The sequence below is a fragment of the Rhodovulum tesquicola genome, assembly GCF_024128855.1.
Lineage (GTDB): Bacteria > Pseudomonadota > Alphaproteobacteria > Rhodobacterales > Rhodobacteraceae > Rhodovulum > Rhodovulum tesquicola.
This window is the reverse complement of record NZ_JAMYDV010000001.1, coordinates 17,692-35,444: the sequence shown is the minus strand read 5'-3', so window position 1 is coordinate 35,444 and position 17,753 is coordinate 17,692. Positions and strand designations below refer to the sequence as shown.

Genomic DNA, 17,753 nt, shown 5'->3' with positions numbered 1-17,753 from the left:
ATGCGATTGCTTGCGATCATCACTGCGCTGGTCTTCGTGCTGGATCAGGCGACCAAGTTCCATGTCGTGCAGGTTCTGGGCCTGGCCGAACGGCTGCGGATCGACGTTTTCCCGCCCTATCTGAACCTGCGCATGGCTTGGAATCGCGGGATGAATTTCGGCCTTCTGTCGAATGACGCCGAACTTGGCCGCTGGCTGCTGATCGCGGTGGCGCTGGCGATCTCGGCCGGGGTGACATTCTGGCTGGCGCGGGGGCCGCAGCGGCCCGTCGCGCTGGTCTCGGGCGGGTTGCTGGTGGGCGGCGCGCTGGGAAATGTCGTGGATCGGCTGGTCTATGGGGCGGTCGCGGACTTCCTGAACATGTCCTGCTGCGGAATCGACAACCCCTATGCCTTCAACGTCGCCGATATCGCGATCTTTGCAGGCGCGCTGGGACTTGTGGTCTTTACCGGCCGCGACAAGACCCCGTGACGCCGCCCGAGCCTTGCGCTAAAGAGGGCGGGACCGGACGGAGGGAAAGGCGTATGCGATCCGCGCGCATGGTGGTTCTTGGGGTGCTGATGGCCGCGACGCTGGCCGCGTGCAGCCGTGACAAGACGCTTGAACTGATGAACCTGCGCACGTCGAACCGTGGCCCGGACGAGTTCGCAATCCTGCCCGGCAAGCCTCTGGAAATGCCGCAGGACTTCGCTCAGTTGCCGCCGCCGAACCCGGGCGGTCCGTCGCGCACGGATGCCTCGCCCGAGGCCGACGCGATCGCCGCGCTTGGCGGCAACGCCGCGCGGGCCATGCCCGCAGACAGCGGGTTGATGGCCCATGTCACGCGATATGGCGTCAGCCCCACGATCCGCCAGACGCTGGCCGCCGAGGACTTGGAATATCGCCGCCAGAATGACGGCCGCCTTCTGGAGCGGGTGTTCAACGTCAACGTCTATTACAAGGCCTACCGCAAGCAATCGCTCGACCAGCATGCCGAACTGGAACGCTGGCGGGCCGCAGGTGCGAGAAATGTCGGCGCCCCGCCCGAAGGCGTGACGCCCTAGCGCGGCTCACAACTGCGTGCCGCCTGCTTGAAAATGCTGGGGCTCCGCGTAGCTTGACTAATATCTTTCGCGCGAGGACGGGACCCGATGCACGCGATCCGACTGGCGTTTTTCGCCCTTCTGCTGATGGCCCTGCCAATCCGGGCCGAGAATGTTGCGGCCTTTACCCTTGAGAACGGTCTTGAGGTCGTGGTGATCGAGGATCATCGCGCCCCGGTGGTCGTGCAGATGGTCTGGTATCGCGTGGGGGCCGCGGACGAGCCGCCCGGAAAGTCCGGCATCGCGCATTTTCTGGAACATCTGATGTTCAAGGGCACCGAGACACTGGCCCCGGGCGAATTCTCGGCCATCGTGCAGGCCAATGGCGGGTCCGACAACGCCTTTACCTCGTGGGACTATACCGCCTATTTCCAGCGCGTCGCCGCCGACAGGCTGGGCCTGATGATGCAGATCGAGTCCGACCGGATGGCCAATTTGCGCCTCGCCGCCGAGGATGTGCTGACCGAACGCGACGTGATCCTTGAAGAACGCAACCAGCGCACCGAGAACGACCCCGGCGCGCTTTTCTCGGAACAGCGCCGCGCCGCGCAATACCAGAACCACCCCTACGGCATCCCGATCATCGGCTGGCGCCACGAGATAGAGGGGCTGTCCAAGGCCGATGCGCTGGCCTTCTACGAAACCTACTACGCGCCGAACAACGCGATCCTTGTCGTGGCGGGCGATGTGACGGCCGACGATGTGCGCGCGCTGGCCGAAGAGCATTACGGCAAGCTTGCCCCCTCCGAGGCCCTGCCCGAACGCATCCGCCCACAGGAACCGCCGCAACGGGCCGAGCGGCGCCTGACATTCGCCGATCCGCGCGTGGGCCAGCCCTATATCCTGCGCACCTATCTGGCGCCGGAACGCGACGCCGGTGCGCAGGAAACCGCCGCAGCGCTGACCTATCTGGCCGAGATCCTGGGCGGCGAGGGGGCCAATTCGGTGCTGGGCGACAAGCTGCAATTCGACGCGCAGACCGCGATCTACAGCTCGGCCTTCTATGACGGGCTTTCGCTCGACGCGACGACCTTCGGGCTGGTCGTGGTGCCCGCGCCGGGCGTGACGCTGGCCGAGGCCGAGGCGGCGCTGGATGCCGCGCTGGCCGAGTTCCTGGAGGAAGGCGTCGATCCCGCCTTGTTCGAGACGCTGAAGATGCGGATGCGGGCGGCCGAGATCTATGCGCTGGACAGCGTGCAGGGCCGCGCGCGGCGCTATGGGGCGGCGCTTGCCTCGGGGCTGACGGTCCGGGATGTGCAGGACTGGCCCGCGATCCTTCAGGCGGTTGCGCCCGAGGATGTGATGGCCGCCGCCCGTGCCGTTCTGGACCGTGCCAACGCGGTTACCGGCTGGCTGGAGCGTCCAGTGGAGCGGAAGGCGGAGGTCACGCAATGAGCATGTTTCGCCTCATCGCCCTTGCCGGGATGGTGCTGTGGCTGGCGCTGCCCGCCCGCGCGGCGATCGAGATCCGCGAGGTCACCTCGCCCGGAGGGATCGGTGCCTGGTTGGTCGAAAGCCACGATATCCCCTTCGTCGCACTGGAAATCCGATTCCGCGGGGGCACGAGCCTCGATGCGCCGGACAAGCGCGGGGCGGTCAACCTGATGACCGCGCTGCTTGAGGAGGGCGCGGGCGAGATGGATGCGCGCGCCTTCGTGCGGGCGCGCGATGCGCTGGCGGCGTCTTTCCGCTTCGGGTCCAGCAGCGATTCTTTGTCGGTTTCGGCCCGGATGCTGACCGAGAACCGCGATCAGGCGGTGGCCTTGCTGCGGCAGGCCCTGCATGCCCCGCGTTTCGATGCCGACGCGGTAGAGCGGGTGCGGGGGCAGGTTCTGGCCTCGATCCGGTCCGATGCGACCGACCCCGGCACCATCGCGGCGCGCACCTTCGACCGGCTGGCCTTTGGCGATCACCCTTATGGCAGCGCGTCGGACGGCACCGAGGAAAGCGTTGCCGCACTGACCAGCGACGACCTGATCGCGGCCCATGCCCGCACCATCGCCCGCGACCGACTCTATGTCGCCGCCGCCGGTGACATCACCGCCGAGGACCTGGGCGCGCTGCTCGACGCGCTGTTCGACGGCCTGCCAGAGACCGGCGCGCCGCTGCCCGAGCGGGCCGAATACGGGCTTGGCGGTGGCCTGACCGTGGTGCCCTTCGACACGCCGCAATCGGTTGCGGTTTTCGGCCATGAGGGGATGGAACGCGATCATCCCGATTTCTTCGCCGCCTATGTGATGAACGAGGTGCTGGGCGCCGGCGGCTTTGAATCGCGCCTGATGAAGGAGGTTCGCGGCAAGCGCGGGCTGACCTACGGCGTCTATTCCTATCTCTACCCGATGGATTACGCCGCGCTTGTGCTGGGGCAGGTGGCGTCCGCCAATGACCGCGTCGCCCAGGCGATCTCGGTGATCCGAGACGAATGGGTGCGGATGGCGGCCGAGGGTGTCACCGAGCAGGAGCTTGAGGACGTCAAGACCTATCTCACCGGGGCCTATCCGCTGCGCTTCGACGGTAATGCGCCCATCGCGCGCATCCTTGTCGGCATGCAGATGGAGGGGTTGGAGCCCGATTACGTCAACACCCGCAACGACAGGATCATGGCTGTGACGCTGGAGGATGTGCGGCGCGTGGCGGGCGAGTTGCTGCAACCCGACCGGCTGCATTTCGTCGTGGTGGGCCAGCCCGAGGGGCTTGAGACGACCAACTGATCGCGGTGGCAGAATCGGGGTGGGCGTGCTAATCCTTGTGGCATGAACTTGCCCAACCCCAACATAAGCGCCGATCTTCCCCGGATTCACCAGCTCGACGAGGCCGCGATCAACCGGATCGCGGCGGGCGAGGTAGTCGAGCGCCCGGCCTCGGCGGTCAAGGAACTGGTCGAGAACGCGCTGGACGCGGGCGCGCGGCGGATCGAGGTGGCGATTGCCCATGGCGGCAAGAGCCTGATCCGCGTCACCGATGACGGGCACGGGATCGCGGCGGACGACCTGCCGCTGGCGCTGGCCCGGCATGCGACCTCCAAGATCGACGGCTCGGACCTTTTGAACATCGCAAGTTTCGGCTTCCGTGGCGAGGCGCTGCCCTCGCTGGGGGCGGTCGGGCGGCTGAGCATCACCAGCCGCGCACCGGGCGCGGCGGCCGCGCGGATCGAGGTTGCGGGCGGCCGCATGGGTCCGGTCACGCCCGCGGCGCTGACCCGCGGAACGGTGGTCGAGTTGCGCGACCTGTTCTTTGCCACCCCCGCCCGGTTGAAATTCCTGCGTTCCGACCGCGCCGAGGGGCAGGCCATCGGCGATGTGATCCGGCGGCTGGCCATGGCCGAGCCCTTTGTGGCCTTCGTGCTGCGCGACGTCTCCGACGGGGGCGAAGGGCGCGTGATCTTTCGCGCTGATGCCGAGGCGGGCGACCTGTTCGACGCGATGCGCGGGCGGCTAGCGCGGGTGCTGGGGGCGGACTTCGCCGAGAACGCGCTCAGGATCGACGCGGAACGCGAGGGCGTGGCGCTTCTGGGCTATGCCGCGCTGCCGACCTATTCGCGGGGCGCGGCGGTCGCGCAATACCTGTTCGTCAATGGACGCCCGGTGCGGGACAAACTGCTGATCGGGGCCTTGCGGGCCGCCTATGCCGATTTCCTGTCGCGCGACCGCCACCCGGCGGCCGCGCTGTTCGTCGAATGCGATCCGACCTTCGTCGATGTGAACGTCCACCCCGCCAAGGCCGAGGTCCGCTTTCGCGAGCCGGGTCTGGTGCGCGGGCTGATCGTGTCCGCCCTGCGCCATGCGCTGGCCGAGGCCGGGCACCGGGCCTCCAGCACGGTTGCGGGGGCGACGCTGGGCGCGCTGCGGCCCGAACCGGCAGCGCCGCGCGCCTATCAGATGGACCGCCACGGCCCCCGCGCAATCGCCGCCGCCTATGCCGCGCAGGCGCCCGCGCCGCTCTCGCCCGGGCTATGCGAGCCCTCTGCCCGGTTCGAGACGACCGAGCCCGCGCCCGAGGCGGAACGCCTGCCGCTGGGGGCGGCGCGGGCGCAGATCCACGAGAATTACATCATCGCCCAGACCGAGACCGGGTTTGTCATCGTCGACCAGCACGCCGCGCATGAGCGGCTGGTTTACGAGCGGCTGAAACGCCAGATGGCCGAGTCCGGCATCGCGGCGCAGGCGCTGCTGATCCCCGAGATCGTGGAACTGTCCCGGGACGATGCTGCGCGGCTGATGGATCACGCCGACATGCTGACCCGCCTTGGTCTGACCATCGAGCCCTTCGGCCCCGGTGCCATCGCCGTGCGCGAGACCCCGGCCGTGCTGGGCGAGGTGAACGCGGGCGCGCTGATCCGCGACATCCTGGACGAACTGGCCGATCTGGGCGACAGCCAGACCCTGCAAGCCCGGATCGAGGCGATCCTGTCCCGCGTCGCCTGCCACGGGTCGATCCGCTCGGGGCGGCGGATGCGGGTGGACGAGATGAACGCGCTTCTGCGCGAGATGGAGGCGACGCCCCATTCCGGCCAATGCAACCATGGGCGGCCGACTTACGTGGAACTGCGGCTTGCCGATATCGAAAGGCTGTTCGGGCGGCGATGATCCAGATCGGCAGGGAAATCGTGATTGGCGGACGGACCTATGGCTGGGACGATCCGGCGGTGATCGGCGCGGGGGGCATTGCGGCGCTGGTGATCCTTGTCGTCACGCTTCTGATCCTTGCCGTGCGCCGGTCCGGGCAGTCGGCGGCGCTGGCCGAACCGCTGATCTACCAGATGGACCAGTTGACCCGCCGGGTCGAGGCGTTGGGCGAGGGGCAGCACCGGCTGGCGGGCGGTCTGACCCATGTCTCCGAGGCGCAGGCGGCGAGCCAGGCCAACATGCTGCGGCTGATGGAGGCGCGGCTGGCCCATGTCTCCGAGCAGATGAACAACAACCTCGAAGGGGCCTCTCGCCGGACGGCGCTGAGCCTTGGGGAATTGCAGCAGCGGCTGGTGACCATCGACAGGGCGCAGGCGAATATCGAAAAGCTGTCGGGCGATGTCCTGTCCCTGCAGGACATCCTGTCGAACAAGCAGACCCGCGGGGCCTTTGGCGAGATCCAGCTGCATGACATCGTCGGCAAGGCTCTTCCCAAGGACAGCTACGCGATGCAGGTCACGCTGTCGAACGGCAAGCGGGCGGATTGCCTGATCCACCTGCCGAACCCGCCGGGACCGATCGTGATCGATTCCAAGTTCCCGCTGGAAGCCTACGAGGCGCTGCGGCGGGCGGACACCCAGTGGGAACTGAACGAGGCGGCCAAGCAGCTGCGCACCTCGGTCCGGGCGCATATCCGGGCGATTTCCGAGAAATACATCCTCGAGGGCGAGACGGCGGACGGCGCGCTGATGTTTCTGCCCTCCGAGGCGGTCTATGCGGAACTGCACGCCAATTTTCCCGAACTTGTCCGCGAGGGGTTCGAGGCGCGGGTCTGGATCGTCTCGCCCACCACCTGCATGGCGACGCTGAACACGATGCGCGCGATCCTGAAAGACGCGCGGATGCGCGAACAGGCCGGCGCGATCCGCAAGACGCTGAAGCTGTTGCACCGGGATGTGGAACTGGTTGTCGAACGGGTGGACAAGCTGAACACCCATTTCGGACAGGCGCGGGCCGATCTGGAAAGCATCGGAACCGCAGCCGAGCGGGCGGGCAAGCGGGCCGCCCGGCTGGACAATTTCGACTTCGAGGAGCTTGAGGACGAGGCGCCCCGTGTCGTCGCCCTGACCAAGCCCGCCGAGTGACGCCTAGATTCCGATGAAGGGCTGGGCGATGCGCGGCAACAGGCCCGAGAATTTCAGCGGAGCGTCGGTCGCCACGATGCAGATGCAATCGGCGCCGGGGGCCGCGACGGGGGTGTGCTTGAGATCCTCGTTCGCCACCTCGACATCGCCCCGGCCGAAATGCCCATCGTCATCGTCGAAGGCGCCTTGCAGCACCATCGTCAATTCCATCCCCGCGTGGCCGTGATCGGGCATGGCCACACCGGCAGGGATGTAAAGCAGGCGAACCGTAGCGTCGGCCGAGGTCGGCAGCACCGCCTGACGCACCTTTCCGCCCAGCGAGCGCCACTGCACCGCGTCGACATCGCCGCCCACATAGTCGCGCAGGGGCTTGGGGAACAGGCCCTTGACGCTCTCGTCCGCGGCCTCGATCCGGGTTTCGGTCGGCATCTGCGCGATCAACCGCATCGTCGCGGCAAAGCTGTCCTCTTCCATCGCGCAAGCGGGTGCCTCGTCCAGCACCGCGCCGCCGACTGCCTCGAAACCGGCAAGCCGCGCGCGGCATTCGTCGCACAGGGAAACATGCGTCGCCACGACCAGACTGAACGCCTCGGGCAGGCTGCCCGCGGCATAGGACATCAGCAAGTCATCGGTCAGGTGGTGGTTGATCGTGCTGGTCATGGGTACCGTCTTCTCATTTCATCTCCTGGCGCAAACGCTCAAGCGCCAGACGTATCCTCGACTTGATCGTGCCGAGCGGAAGTCCCGTCTCGGCGGCGATCTCGCTGTGCGAAAGTTCCCCGAAATAAGCTCTTTCGATCAGCACTCTCTGGCTCTCGGGCAGGGCGGCAAGCGCCCGGCCCAATTGTTCGCTCTCCTGTTGCAGGGCGATGGTTTCGGACTGGTCGGGCTCGTGCTCGGGTCCCCAGGTCAGATCCTCGGGCTCCGGGCGGCGCTGTTTTCTCAGCGCGTCGATCCGCCGGTTCCGGGCGATGGTAAAGACCCAGGTTGCCACGCTCGCCCGTTCCGGGTCGAACAGTTGCGCCTTGTGCCAGACCGTCGCCATCACCTCCTGCGCACATTCCTCCGCAAGGGACGAATCCGCCCCCGATTTCATCAAGAACGCCTTCACGCGTGGGGCGAAATGGGCGAACAACTCTCCGAAAGCTGCCTGGTCCTTGTCGGACCGAACCCGCTCCACCAGCCGCACCCAGCGCGCATCTGACGTATGTCTTTCGTTCAAGACCCTCGCCTCGACAGATCGGACCGCCCCATTCCGGGCGGCAGGATAGGCCCTGACTGCAAGGGCTGCATCCGATTCCTCGAAGGCACAAGCGCCGTTCAACATAGAGTGAATACGGTGTTGGGGTCCGACCGGATCACCGGATTGCCGAAAAAAGCGTCGGAATGCGTGTTACTCCTGTCCGGACAGGGCGTGGGCCGCTGGACAGCAGGGCACCCGGGGCCATATCCAACCAACGAACAGAGCAGGAGCAGGACAGATGCCATTCGAAACCGCAGCGGGCGCCCCCCGCCGCATCGCCGTTATCGGTGCCGGGATATCGGGCCTCGGCGCGGCGCATTTGCTGGCGGCGGATCACCGCGTCACGCTCTTCGAGGCCGAGCGGCGGCTGGGCGGGCATGCGCGCACGGTGCTGGCGGGCAAGCGGGGCGATCAGCCGGTCGATACCGGCTTCATCGTGTTCAACTATGTCAACTACCCGATGATGACGCGGCTGTTCGATGAACTTCAGGTGCCGGTGGCGAAATCCGACATGAGCTTTGGCGCCTCGCTCGATGGTGGGGCGTTCGAATACGGGCTAAAGAACCTCAAGGCCGTCTTCGCCCAGCCCTCGAACGCGCTGAACCCGCAATTCCTGGGCATGCTGCGCGACGTGATGAAGTTCAACGCCAACGCGCTCAAGGTTGCGCGCGCCCATCCCGACGCGACCATCGGCGAGTTCCTGGCGGCGCTGGGCACCGGCGCGTGGTTCCGCGACCGTTACCTGCTGCCGCTTTCGGGCGCGATCTGGTCGACGCCCGTGCAGGGCATCCTCGATTTCCCGGCGCATGCGATGATCCGCTTCTTCGAGAACCACGCGCTGCTCAGCCACAAGGGCCAGCACCAGTGGTACACGGTGCGCGGCGGGTCCTTCGAATATGTCCGCCGACTGGAAGCCGCGCTGACGGGGCAGGGCGTCGAGATTCGCACAGGTGCCCCGGTCGAGGCGGTGCGCCGCATCGAGGGCGGGGTGGAACTCCGCGCGACGGGAGCCGAGTGGGAGGCGTTCGACGAAGTCGTGTTCGCGACCCATTCCGATGACACGCTGGCGATGCTGGCCGATCCCAGCCCCGAGGAACGCGCCACGCTGGGCGCGGTGCGCTACCAGCCGAACGATGCCGTCCTGCATTCCGATACCGGCCTGATGCCCAGGCGGCGCGGGGCATGGGCCAGCTGGGTCTATACCGAGGAGCGCGGCCAACGTGCCGACCGGATCGACCTGACCTACTGGATGAACTCGTTGCAGCCGATCCCGGAAAGCGACCCGCTTTTCGTGACGCTGAACACCCGCCGGACGATCCGCCAGGAACTGATCCACGATCAGGTCACCTTCCGCCACCCGGTCTACGACCTGGCCGCGCTCGCGGCGCAGGCCCGGATTCGCGAGACGAACGGGACCAACCGCACCTGGTTCTGCGGTGCCTGGATGCGCAACGGTTTCCACGAAGACGGGCTGGCCAGCGCGCATGCCGTCGTCGAGGCGATGAAGCGGCGCGAACGCGAGACGGTGGCGGCATGACCCCAATTGTCGAACATGTCCGCGGCACGACCTTTCACCAGCGCCGCGGCAAGGTGGATCACAAGCTGCGCCATTCGGTCGATTACGTCCTTTACGACGCCGAGGCCAAGGCGCCGAAGCGCCCGCGCCTGTTCTCGCTGAACCGCCGCAACATCATGTCGGTCTGGGACCGCGACCATGGCGGGCCGTGGGGTCAGGGGCGCGGCGCGGAATGGGCGCGCGAGGTGCTCAAGGCGCATGACCTGTTTGCGGCCAAGGGGCGGATCGAGCTTCTGACCCTGCCGCGCGTTCTGGGGGCCGAGTTCAACCCGGTCAGCTTCTGGCTGTGTTACGGCAAGGACGAGACGCTGCGCGCGGTGATCGCCGAGGTGAACAATCCCTGGCGCGACCGCCATTCCTACCTGTGCCGCCATGCCGACCAGCGCCCGATCGAGCCGTCGGACATCCTGACTGCCGTCAAGATCTTCCACGTGTCGCCGTTCCTTCCGGTCGAGGGAGGCTATCGCTTCCGCTTCGACATCCGGCCCGAGAAGGTCGGCATCTGGATCGATTATTCCACGAATGGCGAGGAAGGGCTTTACGCCACGCTGACAGGGCCGCGTCGGCCGCTGACAAGCTGGCGCATCCTTGTCGGGCTTGTCCGGCGGCCCTTCGGCTCGATCCGGGTGCTGGCGCTGATCTACTGGCACGCACTGCGGCTCAAGCTCAAGGGTGCGAAATACCGCGCCCGTCCCGAGCCGCCGGGCAAAGAGGTCAGTTGATGGCCAAGGCGGCGCCGCTTTCGGGCTATGCGGTGTTTGCCGCGCTTCTGGCCTCGGCCGGGCTTCCGATCTATATCCACGCGCCCAAGTTCTATGTCGATGAATATGGCGTCAGCCTCGCGGCGTTGGGCGCGGTGCTGTTCGGGCTCAGGCTGTTCGACGTGGTGCAGGACCCGGTTCTGGGCTGGCTGTCGGAACGTCTGCGCCGGGCGCGAGGTCTTGCGGTGGGCGTCGCCGTGGCGCTGCTGGCGGGCTCGATGTGGGCGCTGTTCGCGGTGCCGCCGCCCGTCGCGCCGCTGCTGTGGTTCGGGCTGACGCTGACCGGGCTGTTCACCGCCTTCAGCTTTCTGACCATCACCTTCTATGCGCAGGGCGTGTCGCGGGCCGGGCAAATGGGGGCGGGCGGACATGTCCGTGTTGCTGCCTGGCGCGAGACCGGCGCGCTTCTGGGGATCAGCGCGGCGGCGGTGGCGCCGACGCTGCTGATCGGGACCGGCGCGCCCTTTGCGGCCTTTGCTGCTGGGTTTGCCGGGCTCGCGCTGGTTGCCGCGTTCGCGATGCGTCGCGAATGGCGCCTGCCCGGCGCGGTGCAGGAGGGCGGTTTCCGCGAGGTGCTGTCCGACCCCATCGCGCGGCGCTTGCTGATCGTGGCGCTGGTCAATGCCACACCCGTTGCCGTGACCTCGACGCTGTTCCTGTTCTTCGTCGAAAGCCGGTTGGCCGCCCCGGGATGGGAGGGGCCGCTTCTGCTGCTGTTCTTCCTGTCGGCGGCGGCCTCTGCACCCCTCTGGGGCCGGGCCGCGCGCATCTGGGGCGAAAAGCGCACGCTGATCGGGGGCATGGTGCTGTCGATCCTTGCCTTCGCCTATGCCGCCTTTCTGGGTGCGGGCGACATCCTGCCCTTTGCGGTGATATGCATCGCCTCGGGCGCGGCGCTGGGCGCGGACATGACGCTTTTGCCCGCGATCTTTGCCGGGCGCATGGCCCATGTAGCGCCGAATGCGGGCCGGGCCTTCGGGCTCTGGACCTTCGTTTCGAAATTCACCCTGGCCTTTGCCGCGGTGACGCTCTTGCCGCTGTTGCAGCGCGCGGGCTTTGCCGCCGGGGCCGATAACCCGCCGGGCGCGCTGGTGATGCTGAGCGTGCTTTACGCCCTTGTGCCCTGCGCCCTGAAACTTTTGGCGATCGCGCTCCTGGCCGCGACGCCCCTGACCCGGGAGACGGACAGATGAGTTTTTTCCTGGCCTTCGGTCTTGGTGCGCTGGCGGTTCTGGCGCTGGCGATCCTGCGCGGGCGGATGCTGGCCTTTCCCGCCCAGAGGGCCGGGGATTATGCCGGCAAGGGCCCGGAATTCGACATCCGCCGCCATATCAACGGCCCGATCCTGTGCGAGGGCGTGATCTACGGGCCCACGGGCCGCGTCGCCTCGCGCTTCGTGGCCGATTTCGAGGCGCGGTGGGAGGGCAATGCCGGCACCATGACCGAGGAATTTCGCTACGACAGCGGCGCGACGCAAAACCGGCGCTGGGATTTCACGCTGGGCAATGACGGGCATATCCGCGCACAGGCGCCCGATGTGGTGGGCGATGGCGAGGGCTGGCAAAAGGGCTCGGCGGTGCATCTGCGCTATCGCATCCGCCTGCCCGAGGATGCGGGGGGCCATGTGCTGGACGTTGTCGACTGGATGTATCTGATGGAGAACGGCACGATCATGAACCGCAGCCAGTTCCGGAAATTCGGCATTCCCGTTGCCGAACTCGTCGCGACCATGCGACCCAAAGGTGCAGCATGAGCGATTGGATCGGCAAGCGTTACTGGATCGTGGGCGCAAGCGAGGGGCTGGGCCGTGCGCTTGCCGAACGGCTGAGCGCGCTTGGGGTCGAGCTTGTGCTCAGCGCCCGGACCGCCGGGCGGCTGGAGGAGTTGGCCGCAGCGCTGCCCGCCCGGGCCGAGGTGGTGACGATGGATGTGGGCGACACGCAGTCCGTGAGGGATGCCTTCGCTCGGCTCGGCGAGATCGACGGCATGGTGTTCCTGGCCGGTGTCTACTGGCCGCAGCCTGCACAGGACTGGAACGCCGACGAGGTCGAGGCGATGTGCGACATCAACTTCACCGGCGCGGCGCGGGTGCTGGGGCAGGTCGTGCCGCATTTCGTCCGCCGCGGGCACGGGCATATCGTGCTGACTGGCAGCCTGTCGGGCTTCCGCGGTCTGCCCGGTGCGATCGGCTATTGCGCGTCCAAGGCGGGGCTGATGTCGCTGGCCGAAAGCATGCATGCCGATCTGCGCGGCACGGGCGTCAAGGTGCAGCTGGTAAATCCGGGCTTCATCCGCACGCGCCTGACCGACAAGAACGAATTCGCGATGCCCTTCATCATGGACCCGGACCCGGCGGCCCGGATCATGGTCGATCACATGATGACCGACAGTTTCTCGCGCAGCTTTCCCACTCTGTTTTCCTGGCTGTTCCGGCTGTCCCAGTTCCTGCCCGAGGGGCTTTACTACCGGATTTTCGCGCCGAAGCGCTGAGCAAGGCTTGTGCATCGGGCGGTGGCGGGCGAAACTGGCGGGAAGTTCGGAGGAGACAGCCCGTGATCAACGACCTGCTCGAGATCAGCCCGCGCAAGGTGGTGCAGGTGATCTTCTACGCCCGCGAAAAGCGCATGGCCGAGGCCGAGTTGCGCGCCTTCATCCGCGCGATGAACGAGGATGAAAAGGCCAGCCTTGTCGCGCTGACCTGGATCGGGCGCGAGACCTTCGACCCCGAGGATCTGGAAGAGGCGATCGAGACCGCCAAGGCCGAGGCGACCGCGCCGACCGAGGATTATCTCGTGAACATGCCGCTGTTCGCCGATTATCTCGAGGCCGGTCTGGACGCGCTTGGGATCAACCCCACCGATCTCGAAGAGGATTTCTTCGACCGCTGAGCGGTGTGTCCTGGCTCCGCGCCGGTCGACGAGCTTTCCCTCCAAGGCATTTCCGAACATGACACCGCTATGGGCCCGGGAGGTTGCCACCTCGTTCCGGTCCCCGCGGCCTGGGCGGCTGCACGCCGGGGCCTCCGCAGGGCGGTGCCATATGGGGTCGGTTTGCGCAAACTGTCGCGGCCCGGTGTATCCCGCGCAATTATCTAACCTTTTGCTTGACCGGCATCGGCCCTTGCGCAAATCTTCGGGGGTCCCTGGCGCGGAGGAGGCTGGTGCGGCCAGTAGGGTCGGGGAAAGCTGGAACATTCGGGCGGCAATCAGCCGTCCCAAGGGTCGTAAAAATGACCACGCCGAGGGGGATCGGGAACCCGCGCGCCGCGCGGTTGCCTGTTTCCAAGGCGAAAGGGAGGAGACATTTTGGCACCACATGGCGCGTCCGTGGACGAGCTCTGTTCCGTTCCGGCCTTGCTGGCCAGGAACGTGCGGCTTTATGGCGACAAACCCGCCTATCGCGAGAAGGAATTCGGCATCTGGCAATGCTGGACCTGGGCAGAGGCGAATGAGGAAATCCGGGCCATCGCGCTGGGCCTGCTTGCGCTTGGCATCGAGCGGGGCGAGCATGTGGCGATCATCGGCCGCAACCGCCCCGCGCATTACTGGTCGATGGTGGCCGCGCAGATGTGCGGCGCGATCCCGGTGCCGCTCTATCAGGACGCCGTGGCCGAAGAGATGGCCTATGTGCTGGACCATTGCGGCGCGCGTTTCGTGGTCTGCGGCGATCAGGAACAGGTCGACAAGGTCATCGAGGTCCAGGACCGCATTCACCATATCGAGCATGTCCTCTACAACGACAAGCGGGGCATGCGGAAATACGACCACACGCAGCTCAACTGGCTCGCCGATATCGAGGCCGAGGGCCGCGCGGCCCGCGTCCGGCTGGAGCCCGAGCTTGAGGCGCGGATCGCCGAGCTGACGTGGGATTCGACCTGCGTGATGCTCTATACCTCGGGCACGACCGGCAAGCCCAAGGGCGTGGTGCTGTCGAACCGCAACATCATCGAAACCGCCAAGGCGTCGGTGGCCTTCGACCATCTGGGCCAGGACGAGGAAGTTCTGGCCTATCTGCCGATGGCCTGGGTGGGCGATTTCATCTTCTCCATCGGGCAGGCGATGGTCGCGGGCTTCTGCGTGAACTGCCCCGAAAGCCCCGAGACGATGATGACCGACCTGCGCGAGATCGGGCCGACCTATTTCTTTGCGCCGCCGCGCATCTTCGAGACGATGCTGACCAATGTCATGATCCGGATGGAGGATGCGGGCGATCTGAAACATGCGATGTTCAAGCATTTCATGGAGTTCGCCAAGACCACCGGCGAGACCTACGGGATGCCGCGCTATCGCAACAAGCAGTCCAAGCCGACGCTGCGCCGCCGGGTGCGCTGGGCCTATCGCTATGCGATGGGGATCGGCTTCGCCGTCGAGACCATCGTCGAGAACGCGGTGCGCGGCTTCTTCGTGCGGCTGCGCCACCCCATCGAGGCGCGGAAATACTTCAAGGCGCGGGGGCCGCTTCTGAACCTCTATCCCCAGCCGCTGCGGGATTATTTCAACTATCGCACGGGCGATGTGCTGGTCTACGGGCCGCTCAAGAACACGCTTGGCCTGTCGCGGATCCGGGTGGCCTATACCGCGGGCGAGGCGATCGGCCCCGAGATTTTCGATTTCTACCGCTCTCTGGGGATCAACCTCAAGCAGCTCTACGGCCAGACCGAGGCGTCGGTCTTCATCACCCAGCAGCCCGATGGCGAGGTGCGCTCGGACACGGTGGGCGTGCCATCGCCCGGCGTCGAGCTAAAGATCGCCGAGAATGGCGAGGTGTTCTATCGCAGCCCGGGCACCTTCGTCGAATACTACAAGAACGCCGAAAGCACGGCCTCCACCAAGGATCCCGAGGGCTGGGTCGCAACCGGTGACGCGGGATTCTTCGATGAGGGCACCGGGCATCTGCGGATCATCGACCGGGCCAAGGATGTGGGCAAGATGGCCGACGGGCGGCTCTTCGCGCCCAAATATGTCGAGAACAAGCTGAAATTCTATCCCGACATCCTCGAGGCCGTGGTCTTTGGCGCTGGCCGCGAGATGTGCACGGCCTTCATCAATATCGACCTCACGGCAGTCGGGAACTGGGCCGAGCGCAACAACATCGCCTATGCCAGCTACCAGGAACTGGCCAGCCACCCGCGCGTGCTGGACACGATCCAGGCCCATGTCGAGGAGTTGAACCGGTCCGTGGCCGAGGATCCGATGCTGTCGGGCTGCCAGATCCACCGCTTCCTGATCCTGCACAAGGAACTGGATGCCGACGACGGCGAACTGACCCGCACCCGCAAGGTGCGCCGCAACATCATAGCCGAGAAGTTCGACGACCTCGTGACCGCGCTCTACGACGGATCGGACAGCATCTACACCGAGACCGAAGTGACCTATGAAGACGGCCGCAAGGGCAGCATCAAGGCGACCCTGCAAATCCGCGATGCCAAGGTGGTCGGCCGACCTCAGGCCGGGCAGGTGGCGGCATGACCATGGCCAGCGCGGAACCCTATGTCACCGAGGACGGCCGCACCATCGGCGGCGTGGTGATGGAACTGAAGAACATCACGCTGCGCTTCGGCGGCGTGGTGGCGATCAAGGATATCAGCTTCGACATCCGCGAGGGCGAGATCCGCGCGATCATCGGCCCGAACGGCGCGGGCAAGTCGTCGATGCTGAACGTCATCTCGGGCTTCTACACGCCCACCGAGGGCGAGGTCTGGTTCGAGGGCAAGCCACGTCCAAAGATGCGCCCCTACCAGGTCGCGCAGCAGGGCATCGCGCGGACTTTCCAGAATATCGCGCTGTTCTCGGGGATGTCGACGCTCGACAACATCATGACGGGCCGGATCACGCGGATGCGGACGGGCCTGTTCTCGCAGGCGCTCTGGATGGGCAAGGCCGAGCGCGAGGAAACCGAGCATCGCGCGGCGGTCGAGAAGATCATCGACTTCCTGGAGATCCAGCATATCCGCAAGACGCCGGTGGGACGGCTGCCCTATGGTCTGCAAAAGCGGGTCGAACTGGGCCGCGCGCTGGCGGCCGAACCGCGGCTGCTGCTGCTGGACGAACCTATGGCTGGCATGAATGTCGAGGAGAAGGAGGACATGTCCCGCTTCATCCTCGACGTGAACGACGAATTCGGCACCACCATCGTGCTGATCGAGCATGACATGGGCGTGGTCATGGACCTGTCCGATCGGGTCGTGGTGATGGATTACGGCAAGAAGATCGGCGATGGCCCGCCCACCGAGGTGCGCAACAACAAGGAAGTGATCGACGCTTATCTGGGGGTGTCCCATGACTGAGCGCCTGACCCTCGCGCCCTGCCGAAAGGAGCCCTGCTGATGCCGGATCAGTTTCTCTATGCCGTCGAGGTGATGATCAACGGCCTGATGGCCGGTGTGCTCTATGCGCTGGTGGCGCTGGGCTTCGTGCTGATCTTCAAGGCGTCTGGCATCTTCAACTACGCCCAGGGGGTGCTGGCGCTGTTCGCGGCGCTGACGCTGGTGGGCCTGCAGAAGGGGCAGATACCCTTTGCGCATCTGATCAACGCGGCGTTCGGCACGAAGGTGCATTACTTCGGCTGGACGATGCCCACCTTCCTGGCGATCGCCCTGACGATTGTCGTGATGATCCTGCTGGCCATCGCGATCGAGAGGTTCATTCTCAAGCATCTGGTCAACCAGGAACCGATCATCCTGTTCATGGCAACCATAGGTCTGGCCTATTTCCTCGAGGGGCTGGGCGACGTGATGTGGGGCGCCGACGTCAAGACGCTGGATGTGGGTCTGCCCCAAGGTGCCAGCGAATGGGTCGAGGAGGCGTCCGCCGTGCTGGGGGGCGACGGCTTCTACGGCTTCTTCATCGACAAGCTGGATATCGTCGCCGCACTGGTCGCGGCGGTTCTGGTGATCACGCTCACGATCTTCTCGCAGTATTCAAAGCAGGGGCGGGCATTGCGCGCGGTCGCCGATGACCACCAGGCGGCGCTGTCGGTCGGCATCTCGCTGCGGTTCATCTGGGTTCTGGTATGGTCCATCGCGGGCATCGTCGCGCTGGTTGCGGGGATCATGTGGGGCGCGAAGTCGGGGGTGCAGTTCTCGCTGTCGCTGATCGCGCTCAAGGCGCTGCCGGTGCTGATGCTGGGCGGCTTCACCTCCATCCCGGGCGCCATCGTCGGCGGGCTGATCATCGGGGTGGGCGAGAAGCTGTTCGAGTTCACCATCGGTTCGATGATCGGCGGCGCGACCGAGAACTGGTTCGCCTATGTCCTCGCCCTCGTCTTCCTCGTGTTCAGGCCACAGGGCCTGTTCGGCGAGAAGATCATCGAAAGGGTCTGA

General features: G+C 66.1%; 17 protein-coding genes. 15 read left to right on the top strand and 2 right to left on the bottom strand.

Annotated elements, in window-relative coordinates; translation table 11 throughout:
- The 6 genes from lspA (at position 1) to NHN26_RS00150 (ending at position 6,852) form a co-directional block, all read left to right on the top strand.
- The gene (gene lspA, locus NHN26_RS00175; protein WP_253087518.1) at positions 1-471 is read left to right on the top strand and encodes a signal peptidase II; all 471 of its coding nucleotides are present in this window, start codon (positions 1-3) and stop codon (positions 469-471) included.
- A 53-nt stretch (positions 472-524) separates the two neighbouring features.
- Positions 525-1,043 (top strand): DUF3035 domain-containing protein, encoded by a 519-nt coding sequence (locus NHN26_RS00170; protein ID WP_435594153.1) that lies wholly within the window; start codon positions 525-527, stop codon positions 1,041-1,043.
- An 87-nt stretch (positions 1,044-1,130) separates the two neighbouring features.
- The gene (locus tag NHN26_RS00165; protein WP_253087517.1) at positions 1,131-2,477 is read left to right on the top strand and encodes a M16 family metallopeptidase; all 1,347 of its coding nucleotides are present in this window, start codon (positions 1,131-1,133) and stop codon (positions 2,475-2,477) included.
- The gene (locus tag NHN26_RS00160; RefSeq protein WP_435594152.1) at positions 2,474-3,793 is read left to right on the top strand and encodes a M16 family metallopeptidase; all 1,320 of its coding nucleotides are present in this window, start codon (positions 2,474-2,476) and stop codon (positions 3,791-3,793) included. Before NHN26_RS00165 ends, NHN26_RS00160 begins: the two co-directional genes overlap by 4 nt.
- A gap of 42 nt (positions 3,794-3,835) precedes the next feature.
- Complete coding sequence (mutL, locus tag NHN26_RS00155; protein ID WP_253087516.1) at positions 3,836-5,668, top strand: DNA mismatch repair endonuclease MutL; 1,833 nt, start codon at positions 3,836-3,838, stop codon at positions 5,666-5,668.
- Positions 5,665-6,852, top strand: a complete 1,188-nt coding sequence (locus NHN26_RS00150; protein WP_253087515.1) for a DNA recombination protein RmuC — start codon at positions 5,665-5,667, stop codon at positions 6,850-6,852. The genes mutL and NHN26_RS00150 overlap by 4 nt, the downstream gene beginning before the upstream one ends.
- Positions 6,853-6,855: 3 nt before the next feature.
- Here NHN26_RS00150 and NHN26_RS00145 read toward each other — a convergent pair whose 3' ends face one another.
- Together NHN26_RS00145 and NHN26_RS00140 are read right to left on the bottom strand one after the other, a co-directional pair.
- Positions 6,856-7,512 (bottom strand): ChrR family anti-sigma-E factor, encoded by a 657-nt coding sequence (locus NHN26_RS00145; RefSeq protein ID WP_253087514.1) that lies wholly within the window; start codon positions 7,510-7,512, stop codon positions 6,856-6,858.
- A 13-nt stretch (positions 7,513-7,525) separates the two neighbouring features.
- On the bottom strand, positions 7,526-8,074 hold the full coding sequence (locus NHN26_RS00140; protein ID WP_253087513.1) for a sigma-70 family RNA polymerase sigma factor: 549 nt from the start codon (positions 8,072-8,074) through the stop codon (positions 7,526-7,528).
- Between the two features lie 259 nt (positions 8,075-8,333).
- Here NHN26_RS00140 and NHN26_RS00135 point away from each other — a divergent pair, with 259 nt between their 5' ends.
- The 9 genes from NHN26_RS00135 (at position 8,334) to NHN26_RS00095 (ending at position 17,753) form a co-directional block, all read left to right on the top strand.
- A complete protein-coding gene (locus NHN26_RS00135) occupies positions 8,334-9,632 on the top strand; it encodes an NAD(P)/FAD-dependent oxidoreductase (RefSeq protein WP_253087512.1) in 1,299 nt (432 codons plus the stop codon).
- The gene (locus NHN26_RS00130; RefSeq protein WP_253087511.1) at positions 9,629-10,393 is read left to right on the top strand and encodes a DUF1365 domain-containing protein; all 765 of its coding nucleotides are present in this window, start codon (positions 9,629-9,631) and stop codon (positions 10,391-10,393) included. Before NHN26_RS00135 ends, NHN26_RS00130 begins: the two co-directional genes overlap by 4 nt.
- Complete coding sequence (locus tag NHN26_RS00125; RefSeq protein WP_253087510.1) at positions 10,393-11,625, top strand: MFS transporter; 1,233 nt, start codon at positions 10,393-10,395, stop codon at positions 11,623-11,625. Before NHN26_RS00130 ends, NHN26_RS00125 begins: the two co-directional genes overlap by 1 nt.
- Positions 11,622-12,185, top strand: coding sequence for a DUF3833 domain-containing protein (locus tag NHN26_RS00120; RefSeq protein ID WP_253087509.1), 564 nt, complete (start codon positions 11,622-11,624; stop codon positions 12,183-12,185). The genes NHN26_RS00125 and NHN26_RS00120 overlap by 4 nt, the downstream gene beginning before the upstream one ends.
- Entirely contained in the window at positions 12,182-12,922 is a 741-nt protein-coding gene (locus NHN26_RS00115; RefSeq protein ID WP_253087508.1) for an SDR family NAD(P)-dependent oxidoreductase, read from the top strand. Before NHN26_RS00120 ends, NHN26_RS00115 begins: the two co-directional genes overlap by 4 nt.
- A gap of 74 nt (positions 12,923-12,996) precedes the next feature.
- Positions 12,997-13,320, top strand: a complete 324-nt coding sequence (locus tag NHN26_RS00110; RefSeq protein ID WP_253087943.1) for a DUF3775 domain-containing protein — start codon at positions 12,997-12,999, stop codon at positions 13,318-13,320.
- Between the two features lie 417 nt (positions 13,321-13,737).
- Positions 13,738-15,900 (top strand): AMP-binding protein, encoded by a 2,163-nt coding sequence (locus NHN26_RS00105; protein ID WP_253087507.1) that lies wholly within the window; start codon positions 13,738-13,740, stop codon positions 15,898-15,900.
- 2 nt (positions 15,901-15,902) lie between these two features.
- Positions 15,903-16,718, top strand: coding sequence for an ABC transporter ATP-binding protein (locus NHN26_RS00100; RefSeq protein ID WP_435594163.1), 816 nt, complete (start codon positions 15,903-15,905; stop codon positions 16,716-16,718).
- A 39-nt stretch (positions 16,719-16,757) separates the two neighbouring features.
- Positions 16,758-17,753 (top strand): branched-chain amino acid ABC transporter permease, encoded by a 996-nt coding sequence (locus NHN26_RS00095; RefSeq protein ID WP_253087505.1) that lies wholly within the window; start codon positions 16,758-16,760, stop codon positions 17,751-17,753.

Bases quoted from the DNA above. Each gene is read 5' to 3' on its own strand.
- NHN26_RS00165 (WP_253087517.1), top strand. From the start codon at position 1,131: ATGCACGCGATCCGACTGGCGTTTTTCGCCCTTCTGCTGATGGCCCTG.
- mutL (WP_253087516.1), top strand. From the start codon at position 3,836: ATGAACTTGCCCAACCCCAACATAAGCGCCGATCTTCCCCGGATTCAC.
- lspA (WP_253087518.1), top strand. From the start codon at position 1: ATGCGATTGCTTGCGATCATCACTGCGCTGGTCTTCGTGCTGGATCAG.
- NHN26_RS00145 (WP_253087514.1), bottom strand. From the start codon at position 7,512: ATGACCAGCACGATCAACCACCACCTGACCGATGACTTGCTGATGTCC.
- NHN26_RS00095 (WP_253087505.1), top strand. From the start codon at position 16,758: ATGCCGGATCAGTTTCTCTATGCCGTCGAGGTGATGATCAACGGCCTG.
- NHN26_RS00115 (WP_253087508.1), top strand. From the start codon at position 12,182: ATGAGCGATTGGATCGGCAAGCGTTACTGGATCGTGGGCGCAAGCGAG.
- NHN26_RS00170 (WP_435594153.1), top strand. From the start codon at position 525: ATGCGATCCGCGCGCATGGTGGTTCTTGGGGTGCTGATGGCCGCGACG.
- NHN26_RS00135 (WP_253087512.1), top strand. From the start codon at position 8,334: ATGCCATTCGAAACCGCAGCGGGCGCCCCCCGCCGCATCGCCGTTATC.
- NHN26_RS00100 (WP_435594163.1), top strand. From the start codon at position 15,903: ATGGCCAGCGCGGAACCCTATGTCACCGAGGACGGCCGCACCATCGGC.
- NHN26_RS00120 (WP_253087509.1), top strand. From the start codon at position 11,622: ATGAGTTTTTTCCTGGCCTTCGGTCTTGGTGCGCTGGCGGTTCTGGCG.
- NHN26_RS00150 (WP_253087515.1), top strand. From the start codon at position 5,665: ATGATCCAGATCGGCAGGGAAATCGTGATTGGCGGACGGACCTATGGC.
- NHN26_RS00160 (WP_435594152.1), top strand. From the start codon at position 2,474: ATGAGCATGTTTCGCCTCATCGCCCTTGCCGGGATGGTGCTGTGGCTG.
- NHN26_RS00125 (WP_253087510.1), top strand. From the start codon at position 10,393: ATGGCCAAGGCGGCGCCGCTTTCGGGCTATGCGGTGTTTGCCGCGCTT.
- NHN26_RS00130 (WP_253087511.1), top strand. From the start codon at position 9,629: ATGACCCCAATTGTCGAACATGTCCGCGGCACGACCTTTCACCAGCGC.